This window comes from Halobacillus alkaliphilus, from assembly GCF_900113125.1.
Taxonomy (GTDB): domain Bacteria; phylum Bacillota; class Bacilli; order Bacillales; family Halobacillaceae; genus Halobacillus; species Halobacillus alkaliphilus.
The window spans coordinates 1-23,818 of sequence record NZ_FOOG01000047.1; the positions used below are offsets into that span (position 1 = coordinate 1).

24 protein-coding genes are annotated in these 23,818 nt (G+C 41.5%); 15 read left to right on the forward strand and 9 right to left on the reverse strand.

All coding sequences use genetic code 11. The annotated features are described in order from the left end of the window. Window positions 1–522: 522 nt before the first annotated feature. The 3 genes from BMZ06_RS17660 to BMZ06_RS17670 all read left to right on the forward strand — a co-directional run bounded on the left by BMZ06_RS17660 (window position 523) and on the right by BMZ06_RS17670 (window position 3,059). Window positions 523–1,659: a DUF445 domain-containing protein gene (locus BMZ06_RS17660; protein WP_089754104.1), complete on the forward strand. Its 1,137-nt coding sequence runs from the start codon at window positions 523–525 to the stop codon at window positions 1,657–1,659. An 85-nt stretch (window positions 1,660–1,744) separates the two neighbouring features. Next, entirely contained in the window at window positions 1,745–2,104 is a 360-nt protein-coding gene (locus BMZ06_RS17665) for a YlbF/YmcA family competence regulator (RefSeq protein WP_089754106.1), read from the forward strand. Between the two features lie 184 nt (window positions 2,105–2,288). Then, window positions 2,289–3,059: an enoyl-CoA hydratase gene (locus BMZ06_RS17670; RefSeq protein ID WP_089754108.1), complete on the forward strand. Its 771-nt coding sequence runs from the start codon at window positions 2,289–2,291 to the stop codon at window positions 3,057–3,059. A gap of 88 nt (window positions 3,060–3,147) precedes the next feature. Here the strand turns inward: BMZ06_RS17670 and BMZ06_RS17675 are convergent, their stop codons facing one another. Further along, the gene (locus BMZ06_RS17675) at window positions 3,148–3,333 is read right to left on the reverse strand and encodes a YhzD family protein (protein WP_089754110.1); all 186 of its coding nucleotides are present in this window, start codon (window positions 3,331–3,333) and stop codon (window positions 3,148–3,150) included. 149 nt (window positions 3,334–3,482) lie between these two features. Between BMZ06_RS17675 and BMZ06_RS17680 the strand changes: the two genes are divergently transcribed. From BMZ06_RS17680 to BMZ06_RS17710, 7 genes are all read left to right on the forward strand, one after another. After that, on the forward strand, window positions 3,483–4,382 hold the full coding sequence (locus BMZ06_RS17680; RefSeq protein ID WP_089754112.1) for an ABC transporter ATP-binding protein: 900 nt from the start codon (window positions 3,483–3,485) through the stop codon (window positions 4,380–4,382). Then, the gene (locus BMZ06_RS17685; protein ID WP_089754114.1) at window positions 4,375–5,628 is read left to right on the forward strand and encodes an ABC transporter permease; all 1,254 of its coding nucleotides are present in this window, start codon (window positions 4,375–4,377) and stop codon (window positions 5,626–5,628) included. The genes BMZ06_RS17680 and BMZ06_RS17685 overlap by 8 nt, the downstream gene beginning before the upstream one ends. Before the next feature lie 270 nt (window positions 5,629–5,898). After that, window positions 5,899–7,149: a metallophosphoesterase family protein gene (locus BMZ06_RS17690; protein ID WP_089754116.1), complete on the forward strand. Its 1,251-nt coding sequence runs from the start codon at window positions 5,899–5,901 to the stop codon at window positions 7,147–7,149. After that, window positions 7,146–10,046 (forward strand): ATP-binding protein, encoded by a 2,901-nt coding sequence (locus BMZ06_RS17695; RefSeq protein WP_089754118.1) that lies wholly within the window; start codon window positions 7,146–7,148, stop codon window positions 10,044–10,046. Before BMZ06_RS17690 ends, BMZ06_RS17695 begins: the two co-directional genes overlap by 4 nt. An 89-nt stretch (window positions 10,047–10,135) precedes the next feature. Next, a complete protein-coding gene (locus BMZ06_RS17700) occupies window positions 10,136–10,699 on the forward strand; it encodes a GbsR/MarR family transcriptional regulator (protein ID WP_089754120.1) in 564 nt (187 codons plus the stop codon). Between the two features lie 497 nt (window positions 10,700–11,196). Continuing rightward, window positions 11,197–12,144 (forward strand): 3'-5' exoribonuclease YhaM, encoded by a 948-nt coding sequence (yhaM, locus tag BMZ06_RS17705; protein ID WP_089754122.1) that lies wholly within the window; start codon window positions 11,197–11,199, stop codon window positions 12,142–12,144. A 120-nt stretch (window positions 12,145–12,264) separates the two neighbouring features. Next, window positions 12,265–12,459, forward strand: coding sequence for a sporulation YhaL family protein (locus tag BMZ06_RS17710; RefSeq protein WP_089754124.1), 195 nt, complete (start codon window positions 12,265–12,267; stop codon window positions 12,457–12,459). A 64-nt stretch (window positions 12,460–12,523) separates the two neighbouring features. On the opposite strand, the gene BMZ06_RS17715 is transcribed toward BMZ06_RS17710, so the two are convergent. The 5 genes from BMZ06_RS17715 to BMZ06_RS17735 form a co-directional block, all read right to left on the reverse strand. Beyond that, window positions 12,524–13,441: a peptidylprolyl isomerase gene (locus tag BMZ06_RS17715; RefSeq protein WP_089754126.1), complete on the reverse strand. Its 918-nt coding sequence runs from the start codon at window positions 13,439–13,441 to the stop codon at window positions 12,524–12,526. 188 nt (window positions 13,442–13,629) lie between these two features. After that, the gene (locus BMZ06_RS17720) at window positions 13,630–13,812 is read right to left on the reverse strand and encodes a hypothetical protein (RefSeq protein ID WP_041601224.1); all 183 of its coding nucleotides are present in this window, start codon (window positions 13,810–13,812) and stop codon (window positions 13,630–13,632) included. Between the two features lie 127 nt (window positions 13,813–13,939). Beyond that, window positions 13,940–14,488, reverse strand: coding sequence for a DUF3267 domain-containing protein (locus BMZ06_RS17725; RefSeq protein ID WP_223254261.1), 549 nt, complete (start codon window positions 14,486–14,488; stop codon window positions 13,940–13,942). 429 nt (window positions 14,489–14,917) lie between these two features. Next, window positions 14,918–15,493: an HTH-type transcriptional regulator Hpr gene (locus BMZ06_RS17730; protein ID WP_089754128.1), complete on the reverse strand. Its 576-nt coding sequence runs from the start codon at window positions 15,491–15,493 to the stop codon at window positions 14,918–14,920. A gap of 144 nt (window positions 15,494–15,637) precedes the next feature. Continuing rightward, window positions 15,638–16,144: a GbsR/MarR family transcriptional regulator gene (locus tag BMZ06_RS17735; RefSeq protein WP_089754130.1), complete on the reverse strand. Its 507-nt coding sequence runs from the start codon at window positions 16,142–16,144 to the stop codon at window positions 15,638–15,640. Window positions 16,145–16,427: 283 nt separating this feature from the next. Between BMZ06_RS17735 and proV the strand changes: the two genes are divergently transcribed. The 3 genes from proV to BMZ06_RS17750 all read left to right on the forward strand — a co-directional run bounded on the left by proV (window position 16,428) and on the right by BMZ06_RS17750 (window position 19,468). After that, entirely contained in the window at window positions 16,428–17,630 is a 1,203-nt protein-coding gene (gene proV / locus BMZ06_RS17740) for a glycine betaine/L-proline ABC transporter ATP-binding protein ProV (RefSeq protein ID WP_089754131.1), read from the forward strand. Continuing rightward, window positions 17,614–18,459, forward strand: a complete 846-nt coding sequence (locus tag BMZ06_RS17745; protein WP_089754133.1) for an ABC transporter permease — start codon at window positions 17,614–17,616, stop codon at window positions 18,457–18,459. The genes proV and BMZ06_RS17745 overlap by 17 nt, the downstream gene beginning before the upstream one ends. A 61-nt stretch (window positions 18,460–18,520) precedes the next feature. Beyond that, window positions 18,521–19,468 carry a glycine betaine ABC transporter substrate-binding protein gene (locus BMZ06_RS17750; RefSeq protein ID WP_089754135.1) on the forward strand — a complete coding sequence of 316 codons (948 nt, stop codon included), beginning with the start codon at window positions 18,521–18,523 and terminating at the stop codon, window positions 19,466–19,468. Between the two features lie 47 nt (window positions 19,469–19,515). On the opposite strand, the gene BMZ06_RS17755 is transcribed toward BMZ06_RS17750, so the two are convergent. The 3 genes from BMZ06_RS17755 to BMZ06_RS17765 form a co-directional block, all read right to left on the reverse strand. Continuing rightward, the gene (locus tag BMZ06_RS17755) at window positions 19,516–19,929 is read right to left on the reverse strand and encodes a YtxH domain-containing protein (protein ID WP_089754137.1); all 414 of its coding nucleotides are present in this window, start codon (window positions 19,927–19,929) and stop codon (window positions 19,516–19,518) included. Window positions 19,930–20,120: 191 nt separating this feature from the next. After that, window positions 20,121–20,675: a tryptophan transporter gene (locus tag BMZ06_RS17760; protein WP_089754139.1), complete on the reverse strand. Its 555-nt coding sequence runs from the start codon at window positions 20,673–20,675 to the stop codon at window positions 20,121–20,123. A 128-nt stretch (window positions 20,676–20,803) separates the two neighbouring features. Beyond that, the gene (locus BMZ06_RS17765; RefSeq protein WP_089754141.1) at window positions 20,804–21,238 is read right to left on the reverse strand and encodes an HIT family protein; all 435 of its coding nucleotides are present in this window, start codon (window positions 21,236–21,238) and stop codon (window positions 20,804–20,806) included. A 129-nt stretch (window positions 21,239–21,367) separates the two neighbouring features. Here BMZ06_RS17765 and BMZ06_RS17770 point away from each other — a divergent pair, with 129 nt between their 5' ends. After that, window positions 21,368–22,129, forward strand: a complete 762-nt coding sequence (locus BMZ06_RS17770) for an ABC transporter ATP-binding protein (RefSeq protein ID WP_425431791.1) — start codon at window positions 21,368–21,370, stop codon at window positions 22,127–22,129. Beyond that, complete coding sequence (locus BMZ06_RS17775) at window positions 22,122–23,336, forward strand: ABC transporter permease (protein ID WP_089754145.1); 1,215 nt, start codon at window positions 22,122–22,124, stop codon at window positions 23,334–23,336. Before BMZ06_RS17770 ends, BMZ06_RS17775 begins: the two co-directional genes overlap by 8 nt. Window positions 23,337–23,818: the final 482 nt, after the last annotated feature.

Sequence of the window (23,818 nt, forward strand, 5' to 3'; positions counted from 1 at the left end):
GAACTATTATCGTCTGTCGTCAGCCTCGAAGAAGTGGCTGAATCGAATTGACTGGTATGTTTTGAAACGTCTAGCTCTGTTTAACAACAAGAAAAGACAGCGCCGAAATCTTCATGGTCATTTGGAGGAAGTAAAGAAACAAACCCAGTATCAACTGGTGTGCTTAGCCAAGTAGGGTAACCGTAATGCCAAAGAAAGAAGAACATCGGAAAGCCGTATGAGGGAGAACCTCACGTACGGTTTGATGAGGGGGAGCTGAAAGTAAAAGGGGAGAAATCCCTTTTGAAATCAGTTCTCTACTCTACCGCGGAAAGCGAAATCGTCCTCCGGAGGACCTAATTCTCACAAATGTCTCGAAGTCGAGTCTTCCAGTAACGGGAGCTTTACTTTAAGAGCAACATAGAGATTTAACAGCGCAAAAAGGAACAGAAACAAAAAGCGGCCGGTTTTTTTCATAAAAATTGGCACAACCCCTGAAATGTCTTATACTTGGGTGAGATTAAATAAAGAGAGGTTATACCCATGAATCCTGTATTGCTCGTGTTAATGATGATAGGAATCGGTGCGTTAATTGGAGGGTTGACCAATTCCCTTGCTATAAAGATGCTTTTTCGGCCCTATCGTGCGTTGTATATAAAGAATTTCCGCCTTCCTTTCACTCCCGGGTTGATTCCAAAAAGACAGAAAGAACTCGCGAGACAGCTGGGGCGAATGGTGGTCGAGCATTTACTGACAGCAGAAGGCCTGCGTCGTAAACTAGAAAGGCCTGCTTTCCAAACCCAAATGACGGAATGGGCTCAGGAAGAAATAGAGAAAATACTTAACCATCCGGCCACTCTTAAAGAGATGCTCGAGGAACTTGACCTCGATATGAATACAATCCATCTTGAGCAGTCGATTTCCACCTGGGTAGAGAACCGATATCATTCTGTAATGGATAACTACCGGGAAGAAACCTTAGAGAATCTCCTCTCCTACGAATGGAAAGAAAAAATTGAGGTGGGGGCGGATCAGCTTGCTGACCATATTCAAGAACAGGTTACATTGTATTTTCAAAGTCCGGAAGGCAGATATAAAGTAACTGCACTAATTGATAATTATCTTGATAACCAAGGGTTTCTTGGGAATATGATTTCCTCTTTTATGGGACCAGATGGCATTACAGAGCGAATCTACCCTGCGATTATTCGTTATGTTTCAGATAAAGAAATGACTTACTGGCTGAGAGGCATGCTTCAGTCCGAACTTCAGCGGGCTATGCAGCAGCCTGTTGGATTTTACGAAGATAAGATCGGGCGAACTGCCGTTGGTCATACCTTAGGGCAGGCCGTCGCGAAAGCACTCCCGCTTGAAGAATGGCTTCAGAAAACGGTAGCGGAATGGTCTAAACCCTATCAGCATAAAATTCTACAGGAATTTGTGCCTCTTCTTGTTAAGAAAGCGAGCGTGCTACTATCCGGCAAGGTGGAAAGTATGATGGAATCCATGCACCTTTCAGAAATTGTGCAGGAAGAAGTGGAAGCTTTTCAGGTTGATCGTCTGGAAGAAATGGTGCTTGGAATATCCCGTCGGGAATTCAAAATGATCACGTATCTGGGAGCATTGCTTGGTGGTCTAATTGGATTGCTGCAGGGTTTAATTGTTTTATTTCTCAGATAAATAGGGATTCCTATACATGACATCTTCAGTTTGTTATAGTGGGGAAGGAGTCAAAGAACGAAACAATTTAGGAGGCTTTTAATTTATGGCTAATATCTATGATCACGCATATGATCTTGAAAAAGCAATTAGAAACAGTGAGGAATTCACAAGCTTGAAAGAAGCTTATGAAGCAGTAATGAATGATGAAGCTGCGAAAAAAATGTTTGAAGATTTCCGTCAGACACAAGTAACTCTTCAACAGAAACAAATGCAAGGCGAAGAGATTTCTGAAGAAGAAGTAGAAGAAGCTCGTAAAGTTGTTGAACTTGTTCAGCAGCATCCACAGATTTCTAAACTGATGGAAGAAGAGCAGCGCTTGAACACGGTGATCAATGATGTAAGCAAAATCATCACTAAACCGCTTGAAGAGCTTTACGGCAACCCGGAAGAGCCACAGCAGTAATAAGGAAAGTCATCCTCCTCGAGGGTGGCTTTTTTTATTGGAGTTTTCAGTAATAGAAGCGGGAGTGGAGATCTCCAAAAAACTTATGTCTCTAACACCAGTTTTATGTCGTTTTGTGCAGGGAAAATTCTTACAAATGGAGAAATAGAATATAGACAGAGAATTTTTATAAAGGGGTTTGAGAATGAAGCATTTCCTTATTGAAGAAATAGACAATGTCGTCCATTTAAAGATAGCCCGTGGTGAAAAATATAATGCACTGGATGCAGAAATGCTGAAAGAATTCACGGAAGCGATTCAACAGGTAAAAGAATATGAAGGCCAAATAGTGGTACTCTCTGGAGAAGGAGATGGCTTTTGCGCCGGCGGAGATCTTAGCATGATGGACACAGTGAGTGATGCAAAGCAATATGACGAGGTAATGAATCATATCGAAACCATCGTGTCTTCCATCTATACCATGCCGAAAATCGTAGTTTCGGCTATTCATGGTCCTGCAGTAGGACTTGGATTAAGCATTGCACTTGCAGCCGATTACGTAGTAGCGGAACCGGACGCTACGATTTCAATGAACTTCATTGGCATTGGGCTTATTCCTGACGGAGGGGCTCACTTTTGGCTTCAGCAGCGTCTAGGGACTCACCAGGCGAAGCAATTTGCCTGGAAAGGAGAACAGATGAGGGCAAAAGAGGCCTATGACCACAAACTGGTGGATATCGTTGTGAACGGATCCGTGCAGGAAGAAGCTCATGAACTGGCTAAAAAATGGAGTAGGCGCCCTTTAAAATCCATGATCGCTACGAAGGAGATTTATCATCAATACGGATTGGATCAATTAATGCTTTATCTTTCAAAGGAACGAAAAGCCCAGTGGGATATGAAGCAGACCCACGACCATCATGAGGGTATAAAAGCTTTTAAAGAAAAGAGACAGCCTAATTTTAAAGGAGAGTAAAAAAAGCCGCGCAGATAAGCGCGGCTTTTTTTCGTGAGATAGTTACGATTATAACAAGCTTAAGCCAGTAGTGGGGCATCTGGTTCTGTTATCTGTGAAACAGAACCAGATGCCCCTCAGGTGCAACACAGCGATGAGTCTGTTCACTGTATCCTTCCTCTGCTAATCTTTCCCGCCCTATTTTTTTTGCTTCATCATCATTCTCCGCCTGGAAGGTCTCATCCAAAACGTTCGTGCCATCACTCTTAAATACGGTTAAAAAATACTTCTTCACAACTGTGTCCTCCTTGAACTGAATAAGTGTTCATTATTTTACATTAGCGATTGATGAATGAAATTCCTGCCTTCTAGAAAATTTTTTAATTAAATGAAACTAAACTGTAGTCTTTACGTAGTAGAATTAGAAGGAAAGGGGTGCAGAGGATGACTTTACGACTAGACAATGTAACTAAGAAATTCGGATCGTTTACAGCGGTCGATGACTTATCGCTCGAGATTCCCGAAAAACAGATTTTTGGCTTTTTAGGGGCTAACGGAGCAGGAAAAACCACGACCTTTCGTATGATTCTGGGGCTGCTTGATCAAACAAAAGGATCCATCTCCTGGAACGAGGGATCGATCGGATATGACCAAAGCCATTTGATTGGTTACTTACCAGAGGAAAGAGGGCTGTATCCGAAATTAAAAGTGCAGGAGCAACTTATTTACTTAGCCAAACTACGAGGGATGAATAAGTCGGAGACGGTAAAAGAACTGGATTATTGGCTGGATCGATTTAAAGTACCTGAATATAAAAATAAAAAAGTTGAAGAACTGTCTAAGGGAAATCAGCAAAAGATTCAATTTATCTCAGCTGTGTTACATAAACCTAAATTGCTCATATTGGATGAACCTTTTTCAGGCCTTGATCCAGTAAATGTGGAAATGTTGAAGAAAGCGGTCGTGGACTTAAAAGAGGCGGGAACCTCTATTGTTTTTTCCTCTCATCGAATGGAGCACGTGGAAGAGCTCTGTGAGTATTTATGTATACTTCATCATGGGACACCGGTGGTTCGTGGACGCCTGAAAGATATTAAGCGTTCTTTTGGCAAAAAGAATATTCGGGTCCATGCGGATTTTGATACCGCATACTTGGAGCAAATTCCCGGCGTTACCAAATATAAGCCTGTGCAGGACGGCTGTGAGCTGGAAGTGGAAGCAGAAAACATTTCACAGGAAGTTTTTCGAGAACTGCAAGGAAAAGGCTTTGTCCGCACATTTGACCTGGAAGAGCCAACATTGAATGATATCTTTATTGAAAAGGTGGGGGCTTCCTATGAATAAGTTCTTCATTATGATGGGTCACACCTATAGAAACCGCGTGAAATCAAAGTCATTTCTGATTACCACCATTATTACAGTGCTTATTATTTTTGGACTGACAAACTTACAGCAAATTATCAATTCTTTTAGTAGTGATGAAGAAGAGAAGACAGTTGCGATGATTGCTGAGAACGAAGATTGGATTGAATCCATTAAGCAGCAAATGGGCACAAATCAGGAAGTAGCGGTTGAAACATACAGCGGAAGTCTGGAAGAGGCAAAAGAGAAGGTGGAAGCTGGAGATTTTCAATCCGTTACGGTTCTTGAAGAAGCAGAGAATGGTCTACCTCAAGCTGACTATTATGCCAACCAGGTTGCCAATACAGGAACGAGTGAACCGATCAGGCAGGCACTCCAGCAGCTTAAAGTTCAAATTATTACGGAAAGAGCGAACGTGGATGATGAAGTCCTTCAACAGATTTCTGCTCCTGTTGCCTTTGAATTAAACGCCCTTGAAGAAAGTGCGAAAACGGCGGAAGAGTTGAACCAGACAAGAGGACTTGTCTACGTTATGCTGTTTTTCATGTATTTTGCTGTGATGATGTATGGAAATATGATATCAACTGAAGTGGCCACTGAAAAATCCAGCCGGGTTATGGAAATCCTGATTTCAAGTGTATCTCCTGTAAATCAGATGTTTGCCAAAATTATCGGCATTGCACTGGTTGGGTTAACACAGTACGGGATTTTCATCCTGGTTGGTTATTTAGGAATTCAGCAAAGTAAAAACTCCGGAAGCGGGTCATTGCTTGAATCTTTCGGCCTGACAAATGTGGATCCGTTAACTGTCGTTTATGCTCTTGTATTCTTTGTGCTAGGTTATTTACTGTATGCGACACTTGCAGCCACATTGGGTTCGCTTGTCAGCCGGCTTGAAGATGCCCAGCAAATCGTAGCCCCTATGATGATGCTTGTTATTGCTGCGTTTCTTATTTCCATGTATGGCCTTGCGCAGCCTGATGCTGCCTTTATTACCATCAGTTCTTACTTTCCTTTTTTTGCTCCCCTGACCATGTTTCTGCGTGTAGGGATGCTCGATATACCGATATGGGAAGTACTGCTCTCGATCGGAATATTAATTGGTTCCATTGCTCTGCTTGCCATCTTGGGAGCACGCATTTATCGCGGCGGAGTACTCATGTATGGGAAGTCTTCATCCTTAAAGGATTTGAAAACAGCTTTGCAGCTTTCCAAAAAGGAGAAATAGAATTTATCCGCGTTTCCAAACTGGGAGCGCGGTTTTTCAATTTTTGTTCGCACCATACACCTCTGGACTGGAAAGCACGGCCAACTACTAGCATCATGCAGGTTTCGTTGAACGTTTGAAAAGAAGATTTACATTGCAAGTAGCTTCTTTTTTTGCGAAATCGGCAGGCTAACTGTAAAAGCTACATTAAGCTTAAACCTATCAGGCGAACGTGCATTCGAAATATACCTTTGTTAAAATAAAGGAAAAGATGAAGAAAGGGGTGGGGCTATGCCAGAAAAGCTGCGATTTATTCATGCGGCAGATTTGCATCTGGACAGTTTGTTTAAAAGTAAAAGCCATGTATCTAAATCGCTGTTAGAACGTTTAAGAATGAGTACCTTCGAAGCTTTTGACCGGCTTATTGATGCCGCTATCCGGTTTCAGGTAGATTTCGTTTTAATCGTTGGGGATTTATTCAATGAGGAAATGAGAAGCTTGAAAGCTCAAATACACTTGAGAAAAGGCTTTGAACGGCTGGCCGACCATGCAGTGCATGTGTATGTCAGCTATGGAAATCATGATTTTTTACAAGGGGCTCATTATCCCATCGAGTTTCCAGAAAATGTACATATATTCACCTCCCAGGATGTAGAAGCTTTTACATATATGAAAAAGGGAGAGGCGCTAGCCAATCTCTATGGCTTCAGCTACGTGGAGAGGAAGGTCACAGATCGTAAGGTAAACGAGTACATCCGTGAAAGAGAAGCTCCTCTGCATATCGCTATGCTACATGGAAGTCTGGATACAAATACCGAACATGACGTGTATGCCCCGTTCCGTCTAGAAGAACTGTATGAGAAGCAGATGGATTATTGGGCTCTTGGTCATATCCATAAGCGTCAGTTCTTATCGGAAGATCCGCCGATCATCTATCCAGGGAATATCCAGGGTCGTTCAAGGAAGGAATCGGGCGAAAAAGGCTGTTACCTGATTGATTATGATAACGGGGAGTGGAAAAAAACATTCCTGCCTTTGCAAAGTTTCGTGTATGATACTATAACTCTTTCTGGTGAACATCTGGAGTCTCCCCAGGGGCTTGAAAGAGTCCTGGATGAAGCAAAATCATTGGCACAGCGAAATGAGGGAGGCGTCATGCTGGAAGTTATACTCACTTCTACTCATGGGCGTCTTAAGAAGTGGCAGGCTGAGGGACTGCTTGAAGATTGGATAGAACTTTTGAATGAAGATGAGGGAGAAGAAGATCATTGGGTGTGGATCGATCGGGTCCGTATTGAAGATAAGCCTCTTCAAGACGAAGAAGACCTTAGGAAAGGTCAACATTTTACAGGTGAGCTGCTTAGAGAAATGAAGGGCCTGGAAGAGGGAGAGTTAGATAATTGCTTGTCTCCTTTATTCCGCCACCGGAAAGCTTCCAGATTCTTAGAGGCGCTTTCCGCCGAAGAAAAGCAGGAAATCCTTGAGGCAGCAAAAACGCTCACACTGAATCAGCTGTTAACAAAAGAGGGTGAGCATTCATGAAGATTAAAGAAATCCATATTTACGGATTTGGAAAATGGAAGGATTATTCTATAAAACTTGAGAACGAGCAGGTTACTCTCATAACCGGCCAGAATGAAGCTGGTAAATCAACGCTTTATCAGTTTATTCTCTTTATCCTCTTTGGACTCCCTCCAAAGGAACGTGAATTTTACCGTCCTAAAAGCGGGGGATCGGTTGGTGGAAAGCTGATCGTTTCCACCGACGAATACAGAAATGTAGGGATTGAACGGCTGCATGAAAAAGAGAACGGCAAAGTAGTCTGCCGTATGCAGGACGGCAGGGAAGAAGGAGAAGAGTGGCTTAAGTACCAGCTTGGCAGAATGAACCGGGATGTGTACGATTCCATTTATAGTTTTAATGCCGAGGATTTAACAAACCTGAACCAATTAAGAGGCAGTGAGATTGGGGAAGTGCTTTTAAACATAGGACTAACTGGCTCGGAGCAGATTTACCAGACGGAAAAATGGCTGGATAAAAGGAGTCAGGATCTTTTTAAACCTAAGGGCAGTAAGCCGGAAGTTAATCAGCAGCTTCAAGTAGTGGAGGAGCTGTATCGGAAACAGGCTATGGCAGAAAAAGAAGAACGCTCTTACCAGGAATTGAAATCAAACTTGAAAAAATGGACCGAACAAGTGAAAGAAACGAGCGAAGAGATCTCAGATAAAAGAAACGAGCAGTATAGTTTAGAACAAATGATTAAAGCACTCCCACTTGTCCTTGAATTCCATCAACTGAAAGCTGAAATGCAAGAGGTCAATGTGGATGGTTCATTTCCCGAAGAAGGCCGTGAGCGCTATCAGCAGATTAAAGAATCTATTCTTCCATTGGAAAGTGAAAAACAGGTAACGAATACGAAGCAGGAGGAATGGTTATCCAGGCAGCAAGCTATTAAACAGCAGCTCGTTTCAGAAAAGGATTGGAAGGAAGCTGAATCTCTTCTTGAAAAACAGGCAGGCTTTGAACGTGCCTCTCATGAAATAGAGCAATGGAAGGAGAGGAAAGCTGAGCTTCAGGAGAAAATAGAATACGATCGTAAGCAGATGCATGTTCCCATTCAAGACGACGAGTGGAATGATTATTCTTTTCCTTTTTATATTGAAGAAACGTGGAGCAGCTTAAAACAGGAAGCGAAAACGATTGATCAGGAAGAGGCACGTCTGGATGAATGGGACTCTGAGCTGAAAGTGGATAAGCATTCCATTTACAAGCGTAAGGAATCCCTGGCACAAAAGATGATGGATGAAGATAAAGTGAGAAGCTATTCAGAGCAATTGACTTTGCACGGTCAAACTGGAGCTTCTTCTCGTGACCAGACGCCAGCACAGTTATTGAAAGTATATCGGCTGATGTGGATTCTATTTACAATGATCTTGTTTACAGCCGGATGGACGATCGCCCTGCTTTCTTCCCTTATGCTAATTGGTCTCATAGCTACTCTTATGAGTGGAATAACTGCTTTTTGCGCCTTTTGGAGCCATCGATCTTTGCAGAACGTGGTACCAGTGAAAGAGCATCCTTCCGCACCTGTCCATTCCTTATCGGAAATTCAGCAAAAGTTGTCTGAGCACGAAAAGGATAAAGCGGAGCGTGCCCATTTGGAGGATCAGGAGCGTAACGTCAGCCAGGAGGAAATACGCTTGGAAGAAAGAAAGAGACACCTGAATCAGCGGAAAAATAGGCTTGAAGCTGGAATACAGGAACAAGAAACTCTCTATCCATTTTTAACGTCTCTGTCTATTGATCATTGGGAGAAATTATACCACTGGCTAACGCAGGCTAAGCAGAAGTGGTCGGAAATTGAAAAGCTGGATCAATCCATTAAACAACACGAGGAATGGATCAGTGGGGTTCTTCATGACTTGAAAAGGTTTTATGAGCGTCTGAATTGGGAATCGGAATCCAAAGAGGCACTTGAGATGTGGAGCGGGCTGAGAAACTGGGCGCTCCAGCATCAGCAGCTTCAAAACGAGCTGTCATCCGTAAACGAACAACTCTCACAGACAGAACAACAGCTGAAAGAAATCAACGCTAGACTTTATGTCTACTATGAAAAGCGTCAGGATCTATTCAATCAAGCTGGGGTTCCCTCAGAAGAAGCATTTTACCTTCGACTAAAGCAGACCGAAACTTTAAAAGAACAAAATGCTCGGCGTCATTCACTTATTCAGCAGATCCACCGGCTTATGTCTGAAAAAGAGCAGAAGCAATTTGCTGTTTGGCAGCATCCTCCCGATGAATCCAAGTTACAGGTACAATGGAATGCAACCAAAGAAAAGATGCAGGATAAAGAGAAGGAGCAGAGGGAACTGCAACAGCAGGTGGCCGATGCGAAAAGCAAACTGAGGACTTTAGAAAGTTCCGGGCAGTATTCTGAACTGGTTCACCATTACGAAGCGGAACGGTCGAAGCTCAAAGACCTTGCCATCGAATGGGCTAAATACCAGCTGGCCGGGCATGTGGTTCACAAAACAAAAGAGAAGTACAAACAAACCTACTTACCTCAAGTTTTAGAGCAGGCAGGAAAATATTTTGCCCGCTTGACGAGCGGCAAATATGCGGCTGTGCACCTGCTTGAAGACCGTGAAGCGTTAAGGATAGAAGACTATGAAGGTAAGGTTTATGAGGTGTTTGAGCTTTCCCGGGGAACGAGGGACCAATTATATGTATCCTTACGGTTAAGCTTAGGAAAAACAATGGCCGAAACTGTCCGACTTCCCTTCCTTTTAGATGATGCGTTCGTACATTTTGACCAGCAGCGGCTCCCTGTCATGCTGGAGATCATAGAAGAGATGTCTAATGACCATCAGATAATTCTTTTTACATGGAGAAGCGACCTTGCCAGTAGTTTCCAAAAGGTAAAGGAGCATAAACTTTAGTAAAATAGGGAATAAGGTCGCAAAGTACTGTCATTAGTGATAAAATGTTTTAAGGTTATAAAGAGGAAATAGCAAATGGAGGGTTTCCATTGCCAAACACACACAATGAAGAATGGAATAAATACGAAGAGACAATTGAACAATTCATACAAGTGATTGCTAAAAACATGAGTTTGTACGGGATCACTCCCTCTATCGGCCGTTTATACGGGGTTTTATATTTTGCGGAGGAACCTATGACACTGGATGACATGAGAGAAGCTCTGGCAATGAGCAAGACCAGTATGTCCACTGGCGTCAGGGCACTTTCGGATATGAAGATGGTGGAACCATCTTTTAAAAAAGGGGTACGCAAAGACTTGTATAAATCAGAGGAAGACTGGTACAAGTCATTTACCTCTTTGTTCAGCAGCCGTTGGAAACATCATACTGAAACTAATATTGAAGAAGCTGATGAAGCTCTTGAAGAATTGAGAGAATTGAAAGAGAATACAGATGATCAGGAACTTCAGGAGAAAATTGATCAGGACATTTTCAGACTGGAGTATGCTCAGGATTATTACCGCTGGTTAATTAAATTTATTCATGTGGTGGAATCCGGTGAAATTTTTAAATATGTTCCAAAGATTAATCAGCGGGAAAAAAAGAAATAAAGAACAGACAGAAGCTGGCCTACCATTCCATTAGCTAAAAACCACATGCTGAGGAAAAGGGTCCAGCTTCTTTGTTATACGATCTAATAAACCTTCGTCTTGACTATTAAAGAAAAGCTCCCATTAGTTAAAGAATGGATTTCGAGACATTTGTTGAGCGGAAGGTACTTCGAGGGGGGCGATTTCGCTTCCCGGCCCTACGTCGTGTAGGGCCGTAGGAAAGTGTTCAAATGTGCAATCCTCCCGAAAGACACGACCAGCATAAGCTGAGCATCAAAAGGGTGGTGGTTTTTCGGTCCGTTGATGAACGGCTTATGTCTCGAGTGTCTGGGTGATGGGACAAGACGAGTTATTTCCCACCTTCTCCTCCTATGTAACGGACTCAAATTATCTCATAACTGCGTCTTCAACAATCCAGCTCTATACTGAAACAATCGGCTTATGAAAATAAACGTTGACCAAACTTTGTAAAATAATAAAGAAAGGAAGTGGGAGGATTGAAAAAGGGAATAGCACACTATCAAATTGGAGATTCATTTGACTACTTTCTATTGATTAAAACGGCAGTTAAAGGAGTAGCTAGCAATGGTAAGCCATTCTTAACCCTCCTGCTTAAAGATCAGACCGGCGAAATTGATGCAAAACTCTGGGAAGCAAGCTCAGAAGATGAGAGGGTATTCCAGCAGGGAGAACTAGTGAAGGTGACCGGGGAAGTAGGGCAGTTTCGCAATAAACCTCAACTTAAAATCCACAGTATTCGTCCCTCCCAGCCGACAGATGGCGTCTTTCACAACGATTTTATTGAAAAAGCACCTGTGGAGAAGGAAGAGTTGATGGAGCGGATTACAGAAGCCATCTTCGAAATGAAAAATGCCAATTTTCAGCGCATTACACGCCAGTTTGTAAAACAGTACCAGGAGGATCTGCTCAGTTATCCGGCGGCTGTCAGAAATCATCATGAATATGTATCCGGACTCGCCCATCATATTGTCAGCATGCTGAACATAGCGAAGGAAATGAGTAAGCTCTATCCAGATATTGATAAAGATTTGCTGTACGCTGGAATTATCCTGCATGATCTCGGCAAAATAAAGGAATTTTCCAATGCCGTGGCCCCATCTTATACCACAGAAGGAAAATTAGTTGGCCATATCTCGCTTATGGCAGAAGAAGTTCGTATCGTCGCTAATGACCTGCAGATTGAAGGGGAAGAGGTCACGGTTCTGCAGCATATGATCCTCTCCCATCACGGAAAAAGCGAGTGGGGTAGTCCAAGGCCGCCTTTGATCAGAGAAGCCGAGCTTTTACATCACATTGATATGCTGGATGCAAGAATGAATATGCTCGACAGGGCTTTGAAAAAAACAGCTCCGGGTGAGTTCACCGAGAAGATTTATCCAATGGAACAGCGCGCGTTTTATAAACCTTCCTATGAAGATAAGTAGAATAGTTAGGGCTTGTCCTGAAAGTTTAATAGAATAAATAGAAGTGGATATCTAAGCTTGTTCATATTTTTCAAACGTTGCTCATAGAATGGATACAAATGGAATAGGGAGGAAACAACCATGTTGTTCGGAATTCCAATTTGGGTCTTCTTTTGTATTGTGTTTATATTTATAAGCGGTTATATGGCACTGCGAGCAATGCGAGCAGAACATCATCTAGAACAGCAGCATATTGAGCTGGAAGGTCAAGTTTATTTAACGCGCATGGAAGAAGAAAAAGAAAGACGTAATCAACACAGAAAAGTGATGATGTAAGTTGAAATATGAAAAAGTCCCTGATGTGCACGCACATCAGGGACTTTTTTCGTTGAAGAAAGATTTATTCTTCAGAAGAACTGTTCTCTTCTGAAGAGCCGCTTTCAGCTTGGGCAGGTTCTGCCTGCTGCTTAAATAGATCTTTGTATTCGTCAAGCTTCACATCAATTTCAGCTTCTTGCATCATTTTATTCATTTTTTCCTGAAGTTTAGCCTGATCTACCTTTTGACTGACAAGGGTACGTTTAATTTCCTCTTTCGCTTCCTCGTATGGCTTCACATCTTCAGCATCACGCTTGTCGGTCACTTTAATAATATGGAAGCCGAACTGAGTTTTAACAGGTTCGCTGACTTCACCTTTTTCAAGTCCGTAAGCTGCTTCTTCAAATTCAGGAGCCATTTTGCCAGGACCGAACCAACCTAGTTCGCCGCCTTGCTGAGCAGACCCGTCAGATGAATATTCTTTGGCAAGTTCCGCAAATGAGCCGCCATCTTCAAGCTTCTGTTTTACTTCTTTCGCCGTTTCTTCATCTGATACTAAAATATGACTCGCTTGTACTTCCGTCTTCATACGTTCATAATACTGTTTCATTTCTTCTTCTGAAATGTCTATATCTTCAGCTGCTGCTTTTTCCTGAAGCAGGCTGAATCGAATAGTTTCTTTAAATTGTTCTTCACTGGAAAAACCACTTTGTTGCAGAACCGTTTCAAACTGGTCGCCATATTGTTCTTTTAAGGATTCAAGTTCTTTATTAACGGCTTCATCGGATACTTCATATTTATCGGCAAGAACTTCTTTCATCACAAGCTGCTGAAGCACTTGTTCACCATTCTTGCTTTTCAGTTCCTGATAAAATTCTTCTTTGGTTACGTTTCCACCACTGGTTTCTACTACGGTTTCTGATTCGTCCGCATTGGAAGAACAGGCAGATAAAGTGAATACGCTAGCTGCAAGAGCCGCTGTAATTGCTATTTTCTTCATATCACGTACACTCCTATAAAACATTTTATTATTGTTGACGTAGAGGTTTTCTTAACAGCCCATGAGTAAATATAACACAGAATGACTCACGACTGCCATATTCTTCATTAAAAATTTGTGACAGGCTGATTACGACCGTCAGAATCTAAAAAACAGGCCGGGCTGTATGGGCAACCGGGCCTGTCTGTTTAAAGTGTTATAAGCACTTCTACATATGAAGATATGAGTAATATCGTAATGAGGACATTGATAGTCCGGAATACGCGGGTTTGCTTTTCATTCGACATCTTTGTTTTCAAGCATAAGGAATGAGTGAGTGAATTGAATACGAATAAAATAACGAGCGCATACAAGATGAATCCGAATGCCATGACGATGTACCTCCTTTATTCCCTATGAAACTACTCTATCAAAATTTCCAGTAATTGAACAGAAGAAAGGCGTGAAAAATAAAAAAGCAGCTGATACACAGGGGTGCAAGCTGCTTAATAGCAAGGGTTACGCTTCTCTTTGACGAATTAAAATATCATAGCCATCTTTAGCGTTTTCGATCACGCATTTTCTAGGTGCTCTTGCAAAATAGTTTAAATATAGAAAGTCAGGAAATGATAATCCAATATTAACAGCTGCAAAGATTACCAAATAAGCAAAGTAATTAGGGAAAACACAGCTCATGATGAGTGTTGGAATCGTAATAAAGAAAGTCGGCGCTAAGGCCATCATCATGGATGTCTGTTTTGAAAGTTTAGATTTGCATTGGTAAGTGAACGTCGGCAGCATTCTTCTTCGGAACTTGAATTTTACACTAAAACGCTTGTAAAGCAGTACTAAAGGCAAGATATGCATAAGACGATGCAAAGCTGGCAAAAAGAATAAAATAACAATTAATGGCAGAAAGCCATGATCTTTCATATCATGCGTACCATGCAGCATGGAAAATGGCAGATATAATATCAAAAAGGAAAGTAGTCCTGTTAAAAATGACATCAGATAAACACGATTGAGACCGAATTCTTTATTGATGTTCACTGATTTCCAGCAATTCATCATAGAATCCCCCTTTACTGCAGTAATTGGTGCGAGTAAGTTACGAAAATTTATAGTAAATTAGTATTTGTAATGCGTTCTTATTTGACTTGCACATTTGGAATAATAGTACCTTTACAAGGAAAAAGCAATAGGTTTTTCGTAAAAAAAATAATTGCTTTATAAACCGCCATGGTGGGGCTGAACCTGGAGAGGATTATGGAGAGGTGAAAGACTAAAGGAAGGAAAATTGTGAAAAATTAAGTAACAAGATAGGAAAGGCATAGTGACAGGGGGTTTAAGAGGGGGAAGAGATCTAAAGGGGGAGATTGACTGCCGCTGGGGCTTCAAAAAGAGACTGCTTTTTGGGCAAGAATAAAAAGGTTGTGAAAATTTCCACAGACACAAAAAAACCCTTCCTGAAGTGGTGACTTCATGGAAGGGAAAACGTTAGGAAGATTTAGGTTGATTTTTAAAATTTTCTAGATCAGTAGGCTCTTCTTGAACAGTAGCTTCATCTTCAATGTTTTCTAAGGAACGTTCCAGAATTTCCATATATTCTTCCCCGTAAATTTCTTTTATGAGTGCAGATAAGTCTAGAAATTCCGGTAATTTACCGTACATTTCCGTCATTGGAAGTGAACCGCGAAGAACAGAATTATCTTCCGGGTTATATTCACTTAACGTAGCCTCAAGAAGCTCGTTACCATCATCCGTAAGTTCTATATACGTATTTCTTTTATCGTTCTCGCGTTTAGAAAATTGAAGGAGACCGCGTTTTTCTAGTTTCTTCGAGAAGTTAAACGCTGTAGAGACATGCATGACTCCAAACTTGGAAATTTCAGAGATGCTGGCCCCTTTCAAATGATAGGCAATCCATAGGATATGGTGTTCATTGATGTTGAGCTGAAAAGGCTTTGTCCATTCTTGCCAATCTTTTTCGATGGCTTTCCAAAGCGCCTTGGATAATTGGGCCATTTTATGACTGTAAAAAATAGCTTCTCGCTTGGAAATTTTTTCCTTCATACATCTCACCTTCTTTACGTATAGGTTACATCTATTGTGACAGGTTTGTTTACATATTGAAAGTGATAATGCGCAAGAATACTATTTTTATAAAACAATCTGAATATTTTCCGTCCTCTTTAGTGGCTCATAACAAATAAAAGCTTATTCGAGGTCCAATTTGTGGAATGTTTTCAATATATTTTCATGGAATCCAATCATTTGTTCCAACCTTTGATATAAAAGATCAGCTTCTTCCATCTGTTTCTCACTAGAAAACTCACGGTACCGATTTTTCAGCTGATTTTCTACTTTTTTTAAATTTGTTTCCTGTTCATTAGCTGCCGTCTGCCATTTATTAATATAGGAAGACATGAAATTTTTATAGATGCTTTTATTAGCTTGGAACAAATCTTTTCGAACCCCTTTTTTCCATACACGGTCCACCAGCCCCTGATCTATCAAGGAACGGACACCTGTACTCATGGAGGTTTTGCTCTTTCCAAGAGCCTGACTCATTTCATCGAGGGTCATAGGTTGAGGGTGAATATAGATCGTAACGAATAATCTCGCTTCTGCAGGAGTTAAGCCAAACATTTCTAAGGTTTTAGAGAATTCAGTTATGACTTTTGTATGAATATCTTCCAGTGATTGATGATCTTTTAATACCATAAGATCCTCCTTCAATTCATTGCTATACTTACATTACTATTATCTGGATAAAAATGAAAATTCACTATAAGTAAGTAAAATGGAGTATTTTGAAGCAATTTAAAATAAATAACCCAAATCATTCTGTAAAGTTTATACTGTACGTAATTTTTAAACTAAAATAAATGAATTTATAGTTTGAACTATTTATTACAAATAGGTTACAGTTATAAGGTGGAAAGATGAGTGCGGATAAAATATCAACATAAACGTACCATAATAATAAAAACTAGAGGTGATAGACGTGCCGATTATTCAAGTAGAGAACTTGTCCAAAATCTTCGGTAAGCAGGCTAAAAAAGCCACCAAGTATTTGGATGAAGGTTTATCCAAGGAAGAAATATTGGAGAAGACCGGAAATACAGTAGGGGTCAACCGGGCTTCCTTTAATGTAGAAGAGGGAGAAATCTTCGTAATTATGGGATTATCCGGAAGTGGTAAATCCACGCTTGTTCGATTAGTTAATAGACTGATTGAGCCTACAGAGGGTAGTGTTTATATTGATGGACAGGACTTAGCCAAAATGGACAGTAAAAGTCTTAGAGAAGTCCGCCGTGAAAAATTAAGTATGGTATTCCAGCGATTTGCTTTATTTCCGCACCGTACAATCCTTGAAAATGCTGAGTTTGGTTTAGAGGTTCAAGGAATCGATAAGGAAGAGAGACAGAAAAAAGCACGTGAGTCATTAGAAATGGTAGGACTTGGCGGATACATTAACCAGTTTCCTTCCCAGTTGTCCGGTGGAATGCAGCAGCGTGTGGGACTTGCACGTGCTCTAGCAAACGATCCAGAGATTCTGCTTATGGACGAAGCCTTTTCAGCTTTAGACCCATTAATTAGAAAAGAAATGCAGGATGAGCTGCTTGAGCTGCAGGAATCTATGCAGAAAACCATCCTGTTTATTACGCACGATTTGGACGAGGCGCTCCGCATTGGAGATCGAATTGCCTTGATGAAAGACGGGAAAATTGTACAAATTGGTACGCCGGAAGAAATTCTTGTGAACCCGGCAAATGATTACGTGGAAAAATTCGTAGAAGACGTGGACCGCTCCAAAGTACTAACAGCTGAACATATTATGAAGCGTCCTGAAACGGTTGATATTGAGAAGCATGGACCAAGGACAGCACTTGAGCGTATGCGTAAAGAAGGTCTTTCAAGCATTTACGTTACCGATGCTAAACGCAAACTTCATGGTTACGTAATGGCTGATGATGTGGCAGAGGCCGTTAAAAATGATAAGAAGGACCTGAAAGACATTATGCGCACAGATATTCTGAAAGTGGAAAAAGATACTTCCATGGCAGAGATCTTTAATCTAATCCATGATGCACCGGTTCCTGTCGCCGTTGTTGAGAATGACAGATTACAAGGCATTATTGTTCGAGGAGCAGTAATTGCCGCATTAGCTGGAAATGAGGTGAATTTAAATGGAATTGATTCCTAAAATACCTGTGGCCGAATGGGTATCATCTTTCACAGATTGGGTTACTGATACATTTGAGCCTTTATTTGATTTTATAAAAAATGACTTTGGCGACTTTATTGAAATGTTTGCTGAAGATTGGTTAATGAATATTCCGATTTGGCTGTTTATTGTTGTTGTAGGTGTTATTGCTTTCTTTATCTCTGGTAAGAAACTGGGCTTAACCGCATTCTCGGTTGTCGGTCTCTGGTTCATTTCTAACCAGGAGCTGTGGGAAGAATTGATGAATACATTTACCCTTGTTATATTCGCCAGTCTGATCTCGGTCGTTATCGGTGTTCCTTTTGGTATATGGATGGCCAAGAGCAGGACTGTTGAGAAAATATTAACGCCTATTCTGGACTTTATGCAGACGATGCCGGCTTTCGTATATTTAATCCCAGCGGTAGCCTTCTTTAGTATCGGAATGGTGCCAGGTGTGGCTGCATCCGTTATTTTCGCTACACCACCTACAGTTCGTTTTACAAATCTCGGGATCCGTCAGGTGTCTCACGAACTAATTGAAGCATCCGATTCATTTGGTACGACGAACACACAGAAATTGTTTAAAGTTCAATTGCCAATGGCTAAGAAAACAATTATGGCAGGAATTAACCAGACCGTTATGCTTGCTTTGTCCATGGTGGTTATTGCTTCCATGATCGGTGCAAAAGGTCTGGGGCAGACGGTTATTACCGGACTGCAGCGTGCTGATGTGGGGACAGGTTTTGTGGCCGGTCTTGGAATTGTAATCCTGGCTATTATTATTGACCGCTTTACTCAGAACTTGAACACCCAGCGTGGTGAATAAATGTTTTTAAATGAGGGCTGGAAGGCCAGTCCTCATCAAAAAATAAAAAGGAGCGTATGACATGTTTAAATTTGATTGGAAACGTCTTAGTGTAGCAGCTGGTCTATCGTTGACTCTTGTTGCAGCAGGCTGTGGATCGTCTGATGAAGGTTCTGAAGGAACAAGTGGAGACAGCAATGAAGGTGGAGAGTCTACTTCAGAGGAAGTGAACTACGGAGAAGAATTGAACTATGAAATTACAGGTATCGAGGCAGGAGCAGGCGTTGTTAAGTCCGCCCAAAGTGCTGTAGAAGAATATAAAAATCTGGCCGGATGGGAAGTATCTACTTCCTCTTCAGGTGCGATGGCAACAGCGCTGGGACAGGCTGTTGAGAATGAAGAACCTATTATTGTAACAGGCTGGACACCGCACTGGAAATTCGCAAAATATGATCTGAAGTATCTTAAGGATCCTAAAGAAGTTTTCGGTGGGGAAGAGCAAATTAAAACCATGGTACGTAAAGGTTTGAAAGAAGAAAAACCAAATGCTTACAAAATCTTAGATCAGTTTAATTGGACAGCCGCTGATATGGAAGAAGTTATGCTAGAAGTTAATGAAGGTGCTGAACCGGCCGAAGCAGCGAAAAACTGGATTGAAAACAACCAGGAAGCTGTAAACTCTTGGATAGAAGGCACTGAAAAAGTAGATGGTACAGAGGTTGAATTGGTATTTGTAAACTGGGATTCAGAAATTGCTTCTACGAACGTAGTAGCAGAAGTTATGAAGCAGCAAGGTTTTAATGTGACCATTACGCCGCTTGATAATGGACCAATGTGGGAAGCTGTCTCAGAAGGAGAAGTGACCGGCATGGTAGCAGCCTGGCTTCCAGCAACACACGGTGACCTTTATGAACAGCATAAGGATAACCTGGAAGACCTTGGTGCGAATCTAGAAGGTGCTAAAATTGGATTGGTTGTTCCGAAGTATATGGAAGTTGATTCCATTGAAGATCTAAAAGCAGATGAATAATAACCATTAAAAAAACCGGAAGGCGGTAAATTGCCTTCCGATTTTTTTTAATGGTTATTCACTTCATCATTGGGTTGATTACCATCCTCGGCCTCATTTCCCTGCTCGGCTTTTGCCTTTTCTTCCAACTCTTTTAGACTTTCTTCAATCTGTTCTAAGTATTTCTGGATGTTTTTTTGGTGAGGCTCTACGGTTTTTTTCCAGCTTTCAATAGATGTTTTTACATCTTCCGATAGTTCTTTGATCAAATCTGCTCCCTCTTTAGAGGTCTGGGCAATCTGATCCTTCAGCTGCATACCTTCTTCCCGTAGACTTAGTACAGTGTTTTTTAAGTTTTCGCTTTTTAAGCGGGCGCCTTCTCTGAATTGACGTCCAGATGAAGGGGCACTGAGCAGGGTATAAGCAGCTCCAGCGATACCGCCTACGATAAAACCTAAAGTTAAGGATTTTCCATTTGGCATAAAAAATCTCCTTTCCTATCTCCTGTTTTATTATTTTCTCTTATATCGAAAGAACCAAACATAAAATAATAAATAATATAGAGCATGATGAAGATAACCTAAAGGTGAGATTTCTTTGATGGTGGTAAACAGAAGGCACTACATTCGCTGCAGTGCCTTTACCTATTTTATCAATCTATATTCTTGTCCCTTCAATTCCTTTTGGAAATGGAGGGAGAAGAAACGGGGAGGGCTTCATTGATGCTGGATCTTCTCAAAATGGAAACAGCAATTGGATATATAATCGCCATGAACGCAAGGTTCAAGGCCGCAGTAGGTAATACAACAGTTAGAAACATTACGGAAAAACTTGCATCCATTAAACCGATGACATTCAGAACCAGGCTTAAAAAGATGGTTCCGCTAATCACAGTACCTACGGCTGCTAAGGCAGATGCGGTCCACTTGGAATGGCGTAAAGGACGACTTATGAGAACAATTCCAAATACGAGTAAGCCTGTTACGGGTTTATCAATTAAATTCGCTAACTGTCCTCCCGGAACCGTCGTAGTTAATGCGGAAATAAAACCGGTAGCAATTGATAAAATGAGCACATACGGGAGCTTAGGGAATAATAAGATACCTAAGAACATCATGGCAAGCATCATATCCGGTCTCATTCCTAGAAAAAACGGTGGCACAACAGCGTGCAGAACTGCTCCAATTCCAACAAATAAAGATAGCATTACTAAAACTCGTGTATTCATTTGTACATCTCTCCTCAACTAAACTAGTCTCTTTATAATTTGCAATCCAAACGTGCCCTCGTGGCCGCTTGCGATTGCATAGCTGTATTATACCAAAAGGAATGTTTAAAAATCAAAACATCACCTTGTTATTTAGGTATATTCTGGTTGATTTCTCCGGCAATACTTTGTAAGTCTTCTGGTGCGTAATCATCGGCATGTGTTTCCCATTTGGCCTCAAATCCATCTCCATCTCCGTATCTTGGCAGCAGGTGGATATGTAAGTGATAAACAGATTGACCCGCAGGGGCTTCGTTATTATTCAATACATTCATGCCAATGGGGTCATAGGTTTCTTTAATGGCATTCGCAATCTTGGGTATTCGGGAAAATAATTTTTCAGCTACATCCGGGTGTGTATGATAGATGTCTTTGGAATGCTGTTTAGGGATCACCAGCGTGTGGCCTCTCGTCACTTGGCTGATATCAAGAAACGCATAAACGTCTTCATCCTCATAAACTTTAGCAGATGGAATATCTCCATCCAGGATTTTGCAGAAAATACAATCTTGTGCTTCAGACATGTCCAACACTCCTTTAACTTTTGTTATATTGTACCACAAAAGCAATGGTTACCTCGAAGATCATCATGCTTTCTCCGTCTATGCAAGTTATGAAGGAATTGTGGTAGAATTTGATAAGAATGTATGCTTATGAAAAGAGGGATCAAGTTGAATTCGTTACTTCAAGTAAAGAACCTTCACGGAGGTTATACCCATAAAAATGTGCTGCACGGGATTTCGTTTCAAGTACAGCCTGGTGAAATTGTTGGACTGATCGGTTTAAATGGTGCTGGGAAAAGTACAACCATTAAACATATCATTGGGATGATGGAGGCGAAGGATGGAGAAGTTTCCATTAACGGAACATCATTCGAGAAAAACCCCGAAGAATACCGCCAACAGCTTGGCTACATACCGGAAATGCCGATTCTGTACGATGAATTGACGTTATTTGAACATCTTGAATTAACAGCTATGGCATATAATGTACCGGAAGATTTGTTTAAGAAGCGTCTGGATCCCTTATTGAAGGAGTTCCGCATGGAGAAGAAGCTTAAGTGGTTTCCTGTTCATTTTTCCAAGGGCATGCGTCAAAAAGTCATGATTATGTGTGCCTTTTTAATTGAGCCGGAGCTTTACATTGTCGATGAACCATTCGTGGGTCTTGATCCTCTCGGGATTCAGTCGTATTTGCAGTTGATGGAAGATATGAAAGACAAAGGAGCGGGTGTGCTCATGTCAACTCACATTTTAGCAACGGCTGAAAAGTACTGCGATCGTTTCATTATTCTTCACGATGGAAAAATCCGAGCAATGGGGACGCTTGAGGAATTGAGACAATCCTTTAAACGCCCGGGTGCATCTCTGGACGAAATATACGTTCAGCTGACAAAGGAAGACGATCATGATTAACGCCAAAGAGTTTTGGAACCGCCGATTTTCGGAACATATGAAAGAGACAAGCCGTTACTTAAAATACATCTTTAACGGTCATATTGCTGTAGCTTTATTCTTCTTTCTATCGGCTCTCGCTTATTATTACCAGCAATGGCTGGCCGCCCTCCCAGAAGCATTCCCAACCGCCTGGGTAGTGGGTATTGCCTTTGGATTGATTGCAAGCTACAGTCCTGTACGAACCTTGCTGAAAGAACCTGACCTGGTCTTCCTGCTGCCGGCTGAATATCAGCTTGATACGTATTTTAAGAGAAGTCTGTATTACAGCTTTATCATACAGATTTACACAGTTCTTCTAGTTGCAGCAGCACTAGGACCGCTTTATTTTGCCTCCTATCCCGATCTTGGAAGCCGTCATTACCTTGTGATGATTGGTGTTGTGTTTGTGGTGAAAATATGGAACATGCTATCCAACTGGTGGATGCTGAAGGAAAGAAATGCAAGGATCCGGAACATAGACCAAGTGGTAAAAGTTGCTTTGAACGTCATGATCTTTTATTTTCTATCCCAGGGAGAATGGCTGTACGCAAGTATTGTAACAATTCTGCTCGCTGCACTCGTGCTGTACACGTACAGTCTTTCAAGTAAAAAAGCCGGACTCGCCTGGGACCTTCTAGTTGAAAAAGATCAACAGAGAATGAGAACGTTTTACCGCATTGCGAACATGTTCACCGATGTACCGCATCTGAAAAATACTGTGAAAAAGCGTCATTCGCTCGTCCGGGCATTGCTTGCACCGGTCACGTACAAGCAAAGCCGCGCGTTCACGTATTTGTACCGGATTACGTTTATCCGGAGCAGTGATTATTTAGGAATGTATCTTCGTTTGATGGTTATTGGCGGACTTGCGATCTGGTTCGTGCCGAATATATGGATGAAAATTGCCTTCGCTATTTTATTTTTGTATTTGAGTGCTTTCCAGATGATGACGCTGTGGAATCATCACCGAACGAATATATGGCTGGATTTATATCCGATTAAAAAAGAGTGGAAGCAGGGAGCATTACTGGAATGGCTGCGTCAGATTATGCTGTTTCAAACGTTTGTTTTTGGGGTGCTGTTTATTATTCAGTGGAACCTTTTGGGACTGCTGATCGTATGGATTGGAGGAAGTGCCTTCAGCATTGCCTTTATCCAGAGTTATGTAAAACAGAAGTTAACGTAAAAAAAGGAGGGGCGCAGATTGGTGCGCTCCTTTCTTATTAAAAGTTGCTCGTAATTAATGATTCGATTCAAAAAAATTTCTTGAATTAGTGCTTTTATTTCAGGTAATTTACAAAACTGATTCTTAAAGATAAGCTCCCGTTTGTTGAAGACTCAGTTTCGAGATAAATGGGTCCGTTACTAAAATGGGGATGAGGGTTGGTGGGGAAATAACTCGCTTTCCTATGGGGGAACGGTGAGCTTCCTCGCTCGTTTCACTCTCTGCGGGATCTCACCTAGTCCCTTCTCCCATGGGAGTCTCGCCATTTCCCCACCAACCCAACATGATTATGAAAAACGGACCCTTCTAGGAGAGAAAAGTTCTCCTTCTTAATCTGTATTAAATGCTTTAATACAGGCTATGGCGATAGTTACATCTTGAAAATAGCTGCACAAACACATGGTCTCTTTACTCATCACTCAGGTGATGTTTTAAGTGGTTTC

What these genes read in the sequence shown, in the direction of transcription:
- BMZ06_RS17760 (WP_089754139.1), bottom strand. Translation starts at nt 20,675, where the DNA reads ATGAATACACGAGTTTTAGTAATGCTATCTTTATTTGTTGGAATTGGA.
- BMZ06_RS17775 (WP_089754145.1), top strand. Translation starts at nt 22,122, where the DNA reads ATGATTAACGCCAAAGAGTTTTGGAACCGCCGATTTTCGGAACATATG.
- BMZ06_RS17755 (WP_089754137.1), bottom strand. Translation starts at nt 19,929, where the DNA reads ATGCCAAATGGAAAATCCTTAACTTTAGGTTTTATCGTAGGCGGTATC.
- BMZ06_RS17715 (WP_089754126.1), bottom strand. Translation starts at nt 13,441, where the DNA reads ATGAAGAAAATAGCAATTACAGCGGCTCTTGCAGCTAGCGTATTCACT.
- BMZ06_RS17695 (WP_089754118.1), top strand. Translation starts at nt 7,146, where the DNA reads ATGAAGATTAAAGAAATCCATATTTACGGATTTGGAAAATGGAAGGAT.
- BMZ06_RS17750 (WP_089754135.1), top strand. Translation starts at nt 18,521, where the DNA reads ATGTTTAAATTTGATTGGAAACGTCTTAGTGTAGCAGCTGGTCTATCG.
- BMZ06_RS17710 (WP_089754124.1), top strand. Translation starts at nt 12,265, where the DNA reads ATGTTGTTCGGAATTCCAATTTGGGTCTTCTTTTGTATTGTGTTTATA.
- BMZ06_RS17745 (WP_089754133.1), top strand. Translation starts at nt 17,614, where the DNA reads ATGGAATTGATTCCTAAAATACCTGTGGCCGAATGGGTATCATCTTTC.
- BMZ06_RS17660 (WP_089754104.1), top strand. Translation starts at nt 523, where the DNA reads ATGAATCCTGTATTGCTCGTGTTAATGATGATAGGAATCGGTGCGTTA.
- BMZ06_RS17770 (WP_425431791.1), top strand. Translation starts at nt 21,368, where the DNA reads ATGAAAAGAGGGATCAAGTTGAATTCGTTACTTCAAGTAAAGAACCTT.
- BMZ06_RS17720 (WP_041601224.1), bottom strand. Translation starts at nt 13,812, where the DNA reads ATGGCATTCGGATTCATCTTGTATGCGCTCGTTATTTTATTCGTATTC.
- BMZ06_RS17690 (WP_089754116.1), top strand. Translation starts at nt 5,899, where the DNA reads ATGCCAGAAAAGCTGCGATTTATTCATGCGGCAGATTTGCATCTGGAC.
- BMZ06_RS17765 (WP_089754141.1), bottom strand. Translation starts at nt 21,238, where the DNA reads ATGTCTGAAGCACAAGATTGTATTTTCTGCAAAATCCTGGATGGAGAT.
- BMZ06_RS17735 (WP_089754130.1), bottom strand. Translation starts at nt 16,144, where the DNA reads ATGGTATTAAAAGATCATCAATCACTGGAAGATATTCATACAAAAGTC.
- BMZ06_RS17670 (WP_089754108.1), top strand. Translation starts at nt 2,289, where the DNA reads ATGAAGCATTTCCTTATTGAAGAAATAGACAATGTCGTCCATTTAAAG.
- BMZ06_RS17725 (WP_223254261.1), bottom strand. Translation starts at nt 14,488, where the DNA reads ATGAATTGCTGGAAATCAGTGAACATCAATAAAGAATTCGGTCTCAAT.
- BMZ06_RS17665 (WP_089754106.1), top strand. Translation starts at nt 1,745, where the DNA reads ATGGCTAATATCTATGATCACGCATATGATCTTGAAAAAGCAATTAGA.
- BMZ06_RS17680 (WP_089754112.1), top strand. Translation starts at nt 3,483, where the DNA reads ATGACTTTACGACTAGACAATGTAACTAAGAAATTCGGATCGTTTACA.
- BMZ06_RS17685 (WP_089754114.1), top strand. Translation starts at nt 4,375, where the DNA reads ATGAATAAGTTCTTCATTATGATGGGTCACACCTATAGAAACCGCGTG.
- BMZ06_RS17730 (WP_089754128.1), bottom strand. Translation starts at nt 15,493, where the DNA reads ATGAAGGAAAAAATTTCCAAGCGAGAAGCTATTTTTTACAGTCATAAA.